Annotated in this window: 15 protein-coding genes; 6 read left to right on the top strand and 9 right to left on the bottom strand. The window is 34.9% G+C overall.

Annotated elements, in window-relative coordinates:
- The 3 genes from ACK4M9_RS22145 to ACK4M9_RS22135 all read right to left on the bottom strand — a co-directional run.
- Nucleotides 1-881 (bottom strand): FecCD family ABC transporter permease (locus ACK4M9_RS22145; RefSeq protein ID WP_409854950.1); only part of this gene is annotated, 881 nt, incomplete at its 3' end.
- Nucleotides 882-883: 2 nt separating this feature from the next.
- Nucleotides 884-1933: a FecCD family ABC transporter permease gene (locus ACK4M9_RS22140; RefSeq protein WP_409854949.1), complete on the bottom strand. Its 1050-nt coding sequence runs from the start codon at nt 1931-1933 to the stop codon at nt 884-886.
- Nucleotides 1934-2225: 292 nt separating this feature from the next.
- Complete coding sequence (locus ACK4M9_RS22135; protein WP_409854948.1) at nt 2226-2654, bottom strand: hypothetical protein; 429 nt, start codon at nt 2652-2654, stop codon at nt 2226-2228.
- 398 nt (nt 2655-3052) lie between these two features.
- Between ACK4M9_RS22135 and ACK4M9_RS22130 the strand changes: the two genes are divergently transcribed.
- Entirely contained in the window at nt 3053-3670 is a 618-nt protein-coding gene (locus tag ACK4M9_RS22130; protein ID WP_409854947.1) for an IMEF encapsulin system ferritin-like cargo protein, read from the top strand.
- Entirely contained in the window at nt 3670-4518 is an 849-nt protein-coding gene (locus tag ACK4M9_RS22125) for a family 1 encapsulin nanocompartment shell protein (RefSeq protein WP_409854946.1), read from the top strand. Before ACK4M9_RS22130 ends, ACK4M9_RS22125 begins: the two co-directional genes overlap by 1 nt.
- A gap of 65 nt (nt 4519-4583) precedes the next feature.
- Here ACK4M9_RS22125 and ACK4M9_RS22120 read toward each other — a convergent pair whose 3' ends face one another.
- The 3 genes from ACK4M9_RS22120 to ACK4M9_RS22110 form a co-directional block, all read right to left on the bottom strand.
- Nucleotides 4584-5051: a hypothetical protein gene (locus ACK4M9_RS22120; protein WP_409854945.1), complete on the bottom strand. Its 468-nt coding sequence runs from the start codon at nt 5049-5051 to the stop codon at nt 4584-4586.
- A gap of 136 nt (nt 5052-5187) precedes the next feature.
- Nucleotides 5188-5553, bottom strand: coding sequence for a 2Fe-2S iron-sulfur cluster-binding protein (locus ACK4M9_RS22115; protein ID WP_409854944.1), 366 nt, complete (start codon nt 5551-5553; stop codon nt 5188-5190).
- Between the two features lie 149 nt (nt 5554-5702).
- Nucleotides 5703-5858, bottom strand: coding sequence for a DUF1540 domain-containing protein (locus tag ACK4M9_RS22110; RefSeq protein WP_409854943.1), 156 nt, complete (start codon nt 5856-5858; stop codon nt 5703-5705).
- Between the two features lie 822 nt (nt 5859-6680).
- Here ACK4M9_RS22110 and ACK4M9_RS22105 point away from each other — a divergent pair.
- Entirely contained in the window at nt 6681-6977 is a 297-nt protein-coding gene (locus ACK4M9_RS22105) for a hypothetical protein (RefSeq protein ID WP_409854942.1), read from the top strand.
- A gap of 150 nt (nt 6978-7127) precedes the next feature.
- Here ACK4M9_RS22105 and ACK4M9_RS22100 read toward each other — a convergent pair whose 3' ends face one another.
- Nucleotides 7128-8033 (bottom strand): metal ABC transporter substrate-binding protein, encoded by a 906-nt coding sequence (locus ACK4M9_RS22100; protein WP_409854941.1) that lies wholly within the window; start codon nt 8031-8033, stop codon nt 7128-7130.
- Between the two features lie 747 nt (nt 8034-8780).
- Between ACK4M9_RS22100 and ACK4M9_RS22095 the strand changes: the two genes are divergently transcribed.
- Entirely contained in the window at nt 8781-10007 is a 1227-nt protein-coding gene (locus tag ACK4M9_RS22095) for an NAD(P)/FAD-dependent oxidoreductase (RefSeq protein WP_409854940.1), read from the top strand.
- A gap of 187 nt (nt 10008-10194) precedes the next feature.
- Here the strand turns inward: ACK4M9_RS22095 and ACK4M9_RS22090 are convergent, their stop codons facing one another.
- Nucleotides 10195-11154 (bottom strand): TRM11 family SAM-dependent methyltransferase, encoded by a 960-nt coding sequence (locus tag ACK4M9_RS22090; RefSeq protein ID WP_409854939.1) that lies wholly within the window; start codon nt 11152-11154, stop codon nt 10195-10197.
- Nucleotides 11155-11343: 189 nt separating this feature from the next.
- Between ACK4M9_RS22090 and ACK4M9_RS22085 the strand changes: the two genes are divergently transcribed.
- On the top strand, nt 11344-12291 hold the full coding sequence (locus ACK4M9_RS22085; RefSeq protein ID WP_409854938.1) for an MBL fold metallo-hydrolase: 948 nt from the start codon (nt 11344-11346) through the stop codon (nt 12289-12291).
- 66 nt (nt 12292-12357) lie between these two features.
- Here ACK4M9_RS22085 and ACK4M9_RS22080 read toward each other — a convergent pair whose 3' ends face one another.
- Entirely contained in the window at nt 12358-12648 is a 291-nt protein-coding gene (locus ACK4M9_RS22080) for an HNH endonuclease signature motif containing protein (protein WP_409854937.1), read from the bottom strand.
- A 191-nt stretch (nt 12649-12839) separates the two neighbouring features.
- Here ACK4M9_RS22080 and ACK4M9_RS22075 point away from each other — a divergent pair.
- Nucleotides 12840-13380: hypothetical protein (locus ACK4M9_RS22075; protein ID WP_409854936.1), on the top strand; the 541-nt coding region annotated here is incomplete at its 3' end.

The raw sequence follows: 13380 nt of genomic DNA, 5'->3' as shown, positions 1-13380 counted from the left end.
GCGGTGGTTGGTAACATGATTTGATGTTTCGGTCCAACTACTCTTCTTGCTAAATGCGGAGCAACTAAGCCTACAAAAGCAATTCCTCCACCTACAGCTACACACGAGCCAGCTAAACCTACCGCTAAAAGTAATAGCTTTCTACGTTCTCTTTCAACTGCTGCACCTAATCCAGTCGCAGTATTATCCCCAAGATTTAAGACATTTAAGTATCTTGCTTTATAAATTGTAAATGGAATGAGGAAAAGTATCCATGGTAAAATCGCTAAAACAAATTTCCAATTTGTTCCCCAAATACTCCCTGATAACCAAATGGTTGCTTGCATAAAATCTCTTGGATTCATTTTTAATTGAAAAACGATTAATAAGGCACCGAACGCAGCATTCACACCTATACCGACTAATATTAATCTAGTAGGTGTGACTCCTTTTTTCCAGGCGATGGTATAAATGAGAAAAGCGGCAAAAGCTCCTCCTAAAAGCGCTGCAAAAGGCATGATAAATATTGATAGCATTCCTAAAGATGACGTAGAGCCTTGAAAAAAGAAAATAAATAAAACAACTGCTAATCCTGCCCCAGCATTAATTCCTAAAATCCCAGGGTCTGCAAGGCCGTTTTGTGATACGCCTTGTAATATGGCCCCGGATATTGCTAATCCTGCTCCAATTAAAACAGCGATAACCATTCGAGGCAAGCGAAAATCAAACAGGACGAGCTTCTCTTTATCCGTACCGTAACCAAAGAGCGTTTTAAGCACGTCTAAAGGAGCAATCCGAATATATCCTAGGTTTAGACTAATAAAAAATGAAATGACAATAAGTGCAAAGATAATTCCCATTATAAAAAATGGCTTTTTATCAACTTTTCGATTAAGCTCCATCTCTATAATCCTCTCCTTTCACTACGAGCTAAGTAGAGGAAAAACGGAACACCAATCATCGCTGTAATTGCACCTACTGGCGTTTCAAACGGTGGATTAATCATCCTTGCACCAAGATCAGCTAATACGAGTAGTAAGCCTCCTAAGATAGCCGAGCATGGAATAATCCAACGATAGTCAACACCTACTAAAAATCGAGTGATATGCGGAATAACTAATCCGATAAACCCTACTGATCCAGCAACTGACACGGCAGCACCTGTTAATAGTAAGACAACTAATGTTCCAATAACTTTGACAATAGCTGTACGCTGCCCTAACCCCTTTGCTACATCATCTCCTAAACTTAAAACTGTAATTGATCTAGCTAGCATAAACGCCATGATTAAACCAATCACAGCAATCGGAACTATCATCTGAATACTAATCCACTTCGTCCCTGCAACTCCTCCTGCATACCAAAAACTAATGTCTTGTGCTACGTGGAAACGTATTGCGATTGCAGATGAAAAAGAGCTTAGCAATGCTCCTACGGCAGTTCCTGCTAAAGCTAATTTCACAGGAGATAAGCCCCCTTTTGCAAAAGAACCAATGGTAAAAACAATCGCCGCTGCCAACCCTGCTCCAGCAAAAGACCAAATCATTAAGCCAATATGTGATGTTCCAGGAAAGAATGCAAAGGCAATCGCGATCATAAAGGCAGATCCTGCGGTAAGCCCCATAATCGAAGGAGAGGCTAGTGGATTCCGGGTCATTCCTTGCATAATTGCACCTGAAACCGCTAGAAAAGCACCAACTAAAGCCGCTGCTAGTGCCCTTGGCATTCGAAGTTCTTGAATAATTTGATGTGATGTTAATTCTGGATCGAATTGAAAAACAGCTGTCCATACTGTTTTAAAATCAATATTTGCAGCACCAAAAGAAATCGAGGCTGCAAGACCAAAGAATAGTAGAATAAGACCAAAAACCAAAATTAAAATCGCTACAATTGGTCGAGAAGTTAGCTTTTGTTTTTGCTTTTCTTGTTTGGTGCTCGTATCTTTCATAGCCATAATTACATAAAAGTCCTTCCTCAATCTAGAAGAGGTATCCTACACGAAAGTCCTCTTTTGGATATAATAATCATTCTCAATTAAAGTGTTAGATAGGCTGAATTATACCTAAAAAACCACTATATAACCATGGATAATTTTGATGTTTTCTATGGACTTTTTTATCACCAGTAAAATTACTATCTTTGTTTGCTAATTTTTACTCGATTTTCTAACAATCTTAAATGACGCTTTATCAATTTTAAAGATGTCAAAATAAAACTTCACTTACTGAAGATATTGATAATCATTCTTAATCACACAGTATTTTATTCATTTCAACTCGTTGATTGTCAACTAAATGAGGCTTTATTTTATCTGTAAGGCTACAAATGAAACGTAATCTTTTTGAACTCTTGAAAAATAGGTCAGGGTTTCGCTCGTTCAAAGACTTGTCTATTTGATAATGTAAAAAATTTTTTTCAAGTTCTATATCAAATAGACATTTAATCCATTGCTCTTGAAGATATTTCTCTAAATCTTTCAAGAACACAAAGTTACCTTTTCCATTTATTGTAACCAAGATAAACCAACCTTTTTTTGGAATATACCTCCCTTGGTTCTTAAGCTCAAGAAGATCACCAATTTCTAGAATTTGTCTTCCTGATACTAATTTTTCATAATTAGAGCCATAGTATAGGCATTCTACAGATAAGCCTGGAAACGAAACTACATGGATCATAACATGTCTCCTCTCAAAAAATATTCCTAATAAAATATGTATGTAAATCTTGACCTATTCACTAATTTTCAATTTAGTTCCAAGTGGTTAAACAACAAATTAACTAAAAGAAATACGAATTGTTTCGTAGTTTTTTTAGTTATTTCCTCACGTTGTTACACCAGCAATTTTCACACCAATTAAATTCGTGTTAGTGATTACCTTTAAGCTGTGAAGTAATAGTGCTAATTTTCCCTTTTAAATACAACATCTAGTTGAGTTAACACCTAGTTGGAGCTAAGTTATAGCTAATTAATTGTTGCTATGGAATTTGTACAATTAGCGATTATTAGGTTTATATGGACAATTGTTTGGGAACATATATACTAGTGTAGATTTTTTTATAAGGGGATGGACTTGTGGCAGTAGAATTTATTGATTTAAGGGCAATTTTTTTAAGAACGAAGAAAGGAATTCATGAGTTCATGGGTATTTTACAACCGAGAATTGAAAACGCGAAAGACGACCATGAACGTCTTTACTATCACCATATTTTTGAAGAAGAAGAACAGCGGCTAGACCGCTTAAACGCTCTTCTCCCTACATTGGACTACTATATAGACAATGAGGATGGAAGAAACTCTACTAACTTTCAATTTGTTCGGCTACTACAAGATATCAGTCTAGAAAAGTTCGGCTTACATAACTTTCTAGAACATCTTGATCTTGCGTTATTTTCATTTATAGATCCAGAGCATCAAGATAAACTGACAAAAATGAGAAATATTACTGCTGACGATTATCAAACAATTAAAGTAATCTTAAATTCGTTAAATGAAAATTTTGACGGCGTAGCAAATGCGGCAGGATCAATTCCCACTGACGAGAAGGAAGATGTCGATGCTAGTTTAAAAATCGATAAATATACTTCGGTAACACCTAAACAGGGAGAAGCAATTCAATCACCAAAAGAAAAAATAAAAACAACAAAAAGACTGACAGTTGGTAGTCTGAAAGAAACTAAGGAGGTAATGTAGTGAATAAAGTACAAAGATTTCACGAAGCACCATTAAATGCAAAAGAATGGGACGAGTTAGATACTATTGTTATTGAAAATGCTCGGAGGAATTTAGTTGGGCGAAGATTTCTAGACATCTACGGTCCCCTTGGACAAGGAGTACAGTCTATTGTTAATGACATCTTTGAAGATATGAATAAAGGGAGTTTAAGTTTTCATGGTGAAGATATAGATATGTCTTCGGCAACAAAACGTGTTCATCTCACTATTCCCCTTCTTTATAAGGATTTTGGACTTTTCTGGAGAGACATTGAACAAGCAAAAGCACTAGATATACCAATTGATTTTTCACCTGCAGCTAATGCCGTTACGCAATGTGCTTTACTAGAAGATGATTTAATTTTTAATGGATCAAGAGAATTTAATATTCCTGGCGTTTCCAATGTTAAAGGCCATTTATCACATATCCGCTCAGATTGGATGAAATCAGGTAACGCTTTTACTGACATTGTCGAAGCAAGAAATAAATTATTACAAATGGGGCACAATGGTCCATACGCTTTAGTTTTATCGCCAGATTTATACGCTCTCCTCCACCGAGTTCATCAAGGAACAAACGTCTTAGAAATTGAACATGTTCGCGAGCTCGTGACTGATGGTGTGTTTCAAACACCCGTTCTAAAAGGTCAATCTGGTGTTCTAATTGCTACAGGCAGACACAATTTAGATCTTGTTATTGCTGAAGACATTGATACTGCATTCATGGACAGTGAAAATATGAACTATTTCTTTAGAGTATACGAATGCATCGTACCAAGAATTAAAAGACCAAGTGCGATATGTACATTAGAAGATCCACATGAATAAGCGCAATCTCTTTAATTTGGTAAAAAAGCTGAGTAGATGAATTCCTCTACTCAGCTTTTCTGTACTTATGCAATTCGAACAACTTTATTACTTTTGACTTCTAAGAAATCGATATTCAAATCATTCTTCACATTCTCAATACCAATGTCTTCAATAATTAATGTAGCTTCTTGTACAAATGGTCTTGTAAATGCACCTTGATCGGCTTTATACAACCGTCTTAAATAGTTAACCTTTTCGGTAATCTTCATTTCTCTATAGTTAGGATTATGAATCTCTGAAACTTTCTTATGCATTGGAGCTTTAATTGAACTTATATCATTAACGTTAACAATCATTCTAACACCATCAAATGAAATAAATCCGAGTGAATAAAAGGTAGAACCTGTGTAGTCTATGTTCGTAAATACAGGGAAAGAAAATGTCTCACCTGAACGGAGCTGAATTTGTTCCGCTTCGATAACTCCACCTATTTTACGTTCGTTCGCTAAAATTGTATGAAAATCGTGAAAGCCATTTATAGGATAGCTCATTTCCAATCCCTCCATTTTCAAATGAGAACAACTATCATTTTCACTGATATTAATTCTCATTCTAAATGAAATAACAGTCTTCGTCAATGATAAATATCACAGTGTGTAACGGTTTTCACTCAAAGTTCATATCCTTTTAATTACAAGATATAATTGATTGACAAGCTAAGCGATAACCAGAATGTAAATAGATATCAAGCTTCTTTTGCTCCTGCATTGTAGGATCTTCTAGGCAACTGCTACCTTTAATTACTTTTACAGTACATTTTCCACAAGTACCCTTTTTGCATTTATAATCGATTGATTGCCCTTGACTAACCGCTGCATCAAGAAGCGTTTGTCCTTTCAAGGGCTTAATAATGAAGTTTTTATTGTTTTGAATAACTTTAATAGGGAACTTCTCTTTCTCTTTTATGTAGGCTAACTCAGCTTCTTTATTCACAATTTTCGTCTTATTAGAGACTGTTTTTAAAGATCCTACTGTCAATTTCCGTGTTTTCAATCGAACCACCACGCCATTCTTTTTTTACCTATTATTAAAATCATTTCCCATAAGTAACATATTTTAAACACTTATGTATATAATTGATAATTGTTATCAATACTAGAAATAAATTAATGGGTAGCTGGTGACTACCCATTAAAATAAAACTACATCCCTGGTTCAAATGTCTTGCAATCCGTTTCTTCTTGTTTCTCAGCTTCTTTACCTCTGTGACTGACAACATAAATTTCTGATGCACCACACTTATTACCACCTGCATGATGCACACAGTTGCTTACTTCACATAATACATCTTGTGCCATCGAGTCTCACCTCCGTTTCTTTCATAGGTTGGACAAAACCAAACAAGAAAATACGAAGAGTAAGCAATTAATTAAAGGAAAAAAAGGAATCATTACTTTCGTTAGAAGGGTCGTTCAATTTGATTTGATATTTTGGATCATTTCTTGAACTTGAATTCGATGACTTTTGGATATAGGGATGGAGTAAAATAATTTGTATTCAGCTTTTTGATTACAAAATACGCAGCAGCCTTTAAAATTTTCATCCTTAATAGACACAATATGAGGAGCATTAAGGTATTGCAAGCCCTCTTTAATATGTTTTTTACACACTAATAACAAGTTGTATCTCCTCCAATTTAGTTCCTTTAAGATATGTACGAAGCCTGTAACTAATATATTCTCTAATTAATTTACCATAACTAGTCGCAAATGATAATGGTTTTCAATTAAGATTAAAAAAATTAAACCATTGATGATTGTGGTCATGAAATGGTACCACATGGGGATCACTTTGATTATTTAGTAAATGGCCGTCTTCATCACGTCCATGGAGACCATTGCGACGACCATGGTCCTGTTGAATTGGTATTAGTAAAATGATAAATGTAATTGTATTCTAGATTGACTGATTTACTTATAAGGAAAAAGCGATTCAAGATCTAATCCGAATCGCTTTTTTCGATTGTTTGGACATATTTTCAAAATTTTTTGTTTTACCAAAATTCACCTAAAGACATATGTTGCACACTATATTATACTTGCGTTAACAACTTGTGACAAAATAGTGAACATTAAATCACAAATTTATTTTAAGCGTTTTCATTGAGAGGGTGATTATCTATGGTATGGCTTCACATTTTCATTTTAGTAGGATTATTAAGCGTTTTTATTCCATTTATGTTTTTTTTAACTTTAAGTTTAAAGCTTAAGAATTCACTAAGAGGATTACTAGTAACAACAGTTTCATTTCTTTCTACTGCCATGCCAACATTTTACATTTATTCAGGTATGCATCTTTACATAATCATTGGATCAATTATGTTCATTTCGATGATAGCTGGGTTAGTATCATACGTTTTCTTCGACAACCAGTTAGAACGAAATGACATTGAAACTAATGCACAACAAGTCGGTTAAAATAAAGCTTCAAATACTGAAAAATAGGCTGTCCCAAAGACAATGTATCAGTCACCTCGTCAACTATAAATAGACTTTGTACAAACATACACTTCTATCTATAGTATGACCTCGAGGTACTCTGACACATATGGGACAGCCTCTTTTTTATTATTTTAAACCTTCAACGAAGACATTTACATTATGCATAATCATTTTAATAAACGTTTCAGCACCACTACCTTCTTTACCTACAGCATCAGTATATACTTCGCCAGCAATAGAGACACCAGCTTCCTTTGATACTGTTTCCATGTAGCGCGTGTCCACTGTAGTTTCAATAAAAACAGCAGGAACATTTCGTTCTTTAATAATTTCAGCCAATCGAGCAAACTGTTGTGGAGTACCTTCTTCTAAGGAATTAATTTCCCAAATACCATCTGTATGGAAGTCATAATCTTTCCCAAAGTACTTAAAGGCATTTTCACTTACGATAATGACACGTTGTTCTTCTGGAATTTGTGCCACTTGTTCTTTAATCCAAGTATCTAGTTCTATAAGCTCTTGAATATAAGCTTCAGCGTTTTGGCGATAGATTTCTTCCCCTTCTGGATCTCTTGCCACTAAATCCGTTACTAAATTTTCAACATATATAATGACATTCTTCGGACTTAACCAAGCATGCGGGTCAGCTTCATCATCGCCTACTAAAGGAATTGGAGTTACTCCGTCTGACAGAGAAACAATGTCAGTATCTGATACATTGGATACGACACTTTCTAACCACTCCTCTAAATCGAGTCCGTTAACATAAAACACGTCCGAGTCACTTACTTTTCTATAGTCACTAGGAACAGGCTCATATTCATGAGGCTCCTCTCCGATAGGAATTATATAGGAAACCGTTCCTCGGTCACCAATAACATTGCTAATAATATCATCCAGCACTGAAAAACTTGTAATAATCTCTAATCCTTCTTTTTCTTCTGCAGGTGTGCCTGAATCCTCCGAACTACACCCAACTAAAGCTAAAAATGTGAGACTTAATGCAATGAAAAACACTTTCAATTTAAACATTTTCTTTCTCCTCTCAATGACGTTTTTAATTGTCTTTCCTGCAAAGCGTAAAAAATGGTTTGAAACCAAGCGTAAGGGAGAGAGTTAACATTTTTTGTACCTTTTGTCTCATTACCCTTTTGTCCAGAACTAATATTGTTGCCTTAAGGAAACAAATTAACTAAATAAGAAAGCACCCATCATCACTCTGAAGTGCTTCAATTAATCATTTGTAATTTCACCTTAACTAAAAATGTTTCCTTAAGGAAAGACTTAGTTTTATAATAAATGACAGCGAAGTTGTATGTCAACCATTTAGTTTTTCTAAACGAAACACAATAGCACTATATGCACATCTAGAATATTTTGTTCATTCAGATTATTTAATTCACTAGAGTTTATGCTTACAAATCGTAAAAAGAACGTTTTAAAATTTTGAATTTAACCAAAAGATATCCTAAAAAATTTAAATTAAATTCATCCATAACTGTTCCATCTATCGCCACTCGACATTTAGTTGTATCGCCATTTCTCTTGGCATCTTCATAGAATTACTAAGTTCTACCTTGCATTAATTTTCCTTGTTCACAAAATCGACACAATCACTCTCGAAATTACCCTTGTGATATTTTTCTTCTTAACGTATTCTATAAACTATATTTATTTTTTGTGAACAACATCACATAAAACGAAATTCCATATTATTTCTTTGAATTATATGTGAATAAATTCACATAATGGTTACGATTAAAGGAGAAGAAAACAACGATGAATAAACCCAAAATTGTCATTTTAGGCGCTGGTTATGGTGGAATTATTACAACAAAGAAACTCGAAAAATTATTAAAAGCTAATGAAGCTGAAGTAACACTCATTAACAAGCACGACTATCACTATATCACAACACAATTACACAAAATTGGAGCCGGAACTGCACCTGACGGCAAAATTATTCTTCCAATTGAGGAGTTAATTGACAACGAAAAAACGATGTTCAAAAAAGCGACGGTAAATTCGATAGATTTTGAGCAAAAAAGTGTTTCCCTAGAAAGCGGCGAAAAGATTGATTATGATTACCTACTTGTCGCCTTAGGGTTTCAAGTTGAAACGTTTGGAATTCCAGGAATTGACACTCACGCCTTTAAGATTAGTAGTTTCAGAAGTTCTAAAGCCATTTACCATCACATTCAAAAACAGTTTTCTATGTATCAAGAGGATAATAACCCTGCACGTTTAACATTTGCGGTAGCTGGGGCGGGGTTTACTGGAATTGAGATGGTAGGCGAATTAGTAGAAATACTTCCTAAGTTAGCAAAAACACACCATGTTCCATTTGAAAAAGTACGAATTATTAATATCGAAGCGTCACAGAACCTACTTCCAGGTTTTGATCAAGATGCAGTTACTTATACGACCAATTTGCTCAAATCTATGGGGGTTGAAGTTTTAACTGCAACAAAAATTCTAGGGTGTACAGAAAACGTTGTAACTCTCGAATCAGGTCAAATTGAAACAAAAACATTAATATGGTCATGCGGAGTTCGTGGTCACCAGCTTTTTGATGATGCCGGATTGCAAACAGTAAGAGGAAAAATGGTTGTCGATAAATATTTACGAATCCCTAGCTTAAATAATGTATATTGCATTGGCGACAACTCGGTCTTCATGAAAGATGATCAAACTGCCCTCCCCCCAACAGCCCAGGTTGCTCTCCAGCAAGCACCAGTTTGTGCAGGAAACATTATCGCGGCGATCCGGTCTACTGATTTAAAAGCCTTTGAATATCGACACCAAGGTTCTGTAGCATCGATTAGTGATTATTTTGCCGTTGGGAAAGTTGGTAGCTTTTTTATTAAAGGAAAGTTTGCAGCTTTAATGAAAAAAGTTATTGAGGCGAAGTATTTATATTGTTTAGGTGGTCCAGCACTCATTGTAAAACAATTATTTAATTTTCAAAGTTCACCAGTAAAAGTATCTGCAAAGCAAAGTCAATAAAACAATCAATAAATACACAAGCTGTCCCAAAGCAAAGAATCAGTCACCTCGCCTACTATAGATAGAGTTGTAAAAACATACACTTCTATCTATAGTATGACTTTGAGGTGCTCTGACACTTATGGGACAGCATCTTAATAGTTGCATTGTTACTAGATGTTTAGACTCGGGTCAATAACGATTTCATTTATTCACAAACGATAATTTCCCGTATAAATTGACTTTTCTTTGCCACACAACGGTCGATAATATTAAAACCTGCCTCTTCAATGATTGAATCAATTGGTTCGACGGTAACTACTACTATTCTTCCCGCGAACTTCCTAGCACTTTGAAGCATTTCTAGTTGCACATTTTCAGGGAGAACAGAGCAAAGATTGTATGGCATATCAATGATGGCTACATCATAAATCCCTGTTAGATTTCGAATATCTTTTCTGTTAACTTCTGCCGAATACCCAAAATAACTGATGTTTTCTCGAGCGCCTGATAATACTAGCGGATTTAAGTCGCTGCCAACAATATTAATTCCCATCGATAACGCTTCTACTAAGACCGTTCCTATTCCACAGCAAGGATCAATAACTTTTTTACCAATAGGATTAGAAACAGCGATATTCACAACAGCTCTCGCTACACGTGTACTTAATGCAGTGGAGTAACTACGTGGCTTCTTTTGATGCTTAAACCAAACAGATTCACCTTTCAACAGTTTACCAAATACCCAACGTTCTCCTACTCTCATAAAGCCAAACAACCGTTTTGGGTAAAGTAAATCGACTTGCCCCTTCAAAAGCAAACCTATTTCTCGTTCAAGTTTGCGTCTTTCTTCAAATATAACTTTTTCTGAATTTGCTAAGTCCTCATTTTGGACATATATGACTTTAAACGTCGATCTAATGGCTGGTAGACGACCTATTTGCTCTAATAATTCATTATAGCGTCTACTTTCAAAAATAATTTCAATACGTTCTTTTATAAATGGGCTCCTACTTGGGTCAACTTCGATTTCACTTTCTAAATTCGTCGATTTCGTATCGAATCCAAATAAAGAACGCATTTCCAAGCAACATAAGGATTGTTCATCCTCGTGGTAGGAATAAGTGTATATATAACTTTTAACTCTGTTATCTTCTACTTCACTCAATATCCATTCCGTCCTTTACAATCCTTTTTTCCACAAACCAATTATAATAGAATTTCTAACCTTTTACACTTCTCAACAATAATACAAGCAAAAATATTCTAGATTTCACAATTTTGAAAACGCTTTATATTTACAAAAGAAATATTGTAGATTACAATGATTGGAAATACAGTTACTAAGGGGGAAAAGATGAAAAATAAACCAATTGATCTAGGCAACCGTATTTATTTAATTGACGGTTTCGACCTCGGACTTCCTAGTCGAACAGGCACATATGTCATCAATGACAAAGCACTTACGTTAGTAGAAACTGGCCCTAGTATGAGTGTACCCTATATTCTAAATGGACTTAAAGAATTAAACTTAAATCCGCGAGATGTTCAATATATTATTGTGACACACATACACTTAGATCACGCTGGAGGGGCAGGACTACTACTTAAAGATTGTCCAAATGCAAAAGTTGTTGTTCATCCAAAGGGAGCAAGACATTTAGCCGATCCTTCTAGGCTAATATTAGGAGCGAAAGCGGTATATGGAGAGGACTTTGAACGCTTATTTGAACCTATCGTACCAATTCCTGAGGAAAAATTAATGATTAAGGAGGATGGTGAAACGCTGAAGCTAAGCGATAGTTGCGAGTTAACATTTCACCATACACCGGGGCACGCTGACCACCATTTCAGCATCTATGACCCTATTAGTAATGGAATGTTTACCGGGGATACAATTGGCGTCAGATATGATCAAATAAAAGAATTTGAATTTTATCTACCTTCTACTTCACCAAATCAATTTCGCCCTGTTGAAATGATTAATTCTCTAAACAAAATCATAAAAGAACTCGAAGTTGATTATATATATTTTGGTCATTTCAATATGTCTACTAATCCAACTGAAGTATATAAACAAATTTCATACTGGTTACCTAAATTTGTTGAAATCGGAGAAAATGTTTTTCGTAAAGGCCAAGACCACGAAGTGCTTAGTAACGAGATCATGGCAATTGTTCAAGAAACATTACAGAAAAAAAATGTTCCTGAAGGTCATCACGTATATGAATTAATCAAGCTTGATTTACAAGTATGTTCAATGGGAATTATCGACTACTTTACGAAAAAAGAAAAAACGACTTAAAGAAAAGGCTCATCTTAATGAGCCTTTTCTTTCATTTATTTATATTCTTAGCGTTAAGCTTAAACTCTACTTCTTCTTTCTCAATTTTTTCGACTTTTTAATTGTTGGTAGTGTAGATGCGGGTTGCTTTTTTATCCATTTTAAGTACTTGATCATTTCTTCTTCATTTTCTAAACGTTCAATCGTAAACAACTTTTCCGCTAGTTGTTCATTTGTAAAAATAGCATGAATTTGCTTATGGCAAGGAATACAAAGATTGGCTTTAGGACCATAATTCCCACCCATTTCTCTAGGTAGAAGATGATGAACCGTTGTCTCGACCTCTTCCCGTTTACACAATTCACATTGTTTGTTCACGATTGTTCCACCTTTCAATACAATAAAATTAGGCGATAACTTTGCAGTACTTGTTTAATCAAGCTTCTATAGTTTGTGTTTTTTTTAATAGTGTATGTGCTTAAACAGATCATAAACATTTCTCAAGAACATGAAAATATACTATAATAAAGTTAGATCTAACTTAAAAAATTTATAAAGTGGGGTTACTCATGAATAGAAAAGAAGCAAACAACCATATTGGAAAGCAAATTCGTGTGGTCGATCCGCTATTAGGTAGTTACATAGGACAATTAATCGATATTATCGCTGAGCCAAAGAAACCTTGGCGTGGAAAAGTGACGATTACTGCCATTGAACAATATCCAGTTCAAAATCTAATCCATCTTAAAGATCAATCCCTTACACGACCACCTTTTGAAAATGGAAAAACATACGAAATTCTCGGCTCGAAGATTGAACCCGTAGGTGAAGTTGAAGTCCATTTAGATTTTAATGAATCGCTCATTACTGCCTTATATAATGAAGTCAACCATTTTCAATCAGAGAAAAACAAAATTGAAAGGGTGTTAGATGAGCTACAGGTCGAATTAAGCAAAGTTGATCCATCTTACTCAACCGGCAATGTCGATGAACTAGACTACCAATATTACAAAATTGCTAAAGACAATGATTATGTATACGTCTTAGATGAAAATAACAACAAGGTTCCTCTAAGTGACTGTCCGTTTGATTTTCAAATTAGAGTGAAGG

This window comes from Anaerobacillus sp., from assembly GCF_046314235.1.
Classification (GTDB): Bacteria; Bacillota; Bacilli; order Bacillales; family Anaerobacillaceae; genus Anaerobacillus.
The sequence above is the reverse complement of the archived record's forward strand: the minus strand, read 5'-3'. Positions and strand labels throughout refer to the sequence as shown.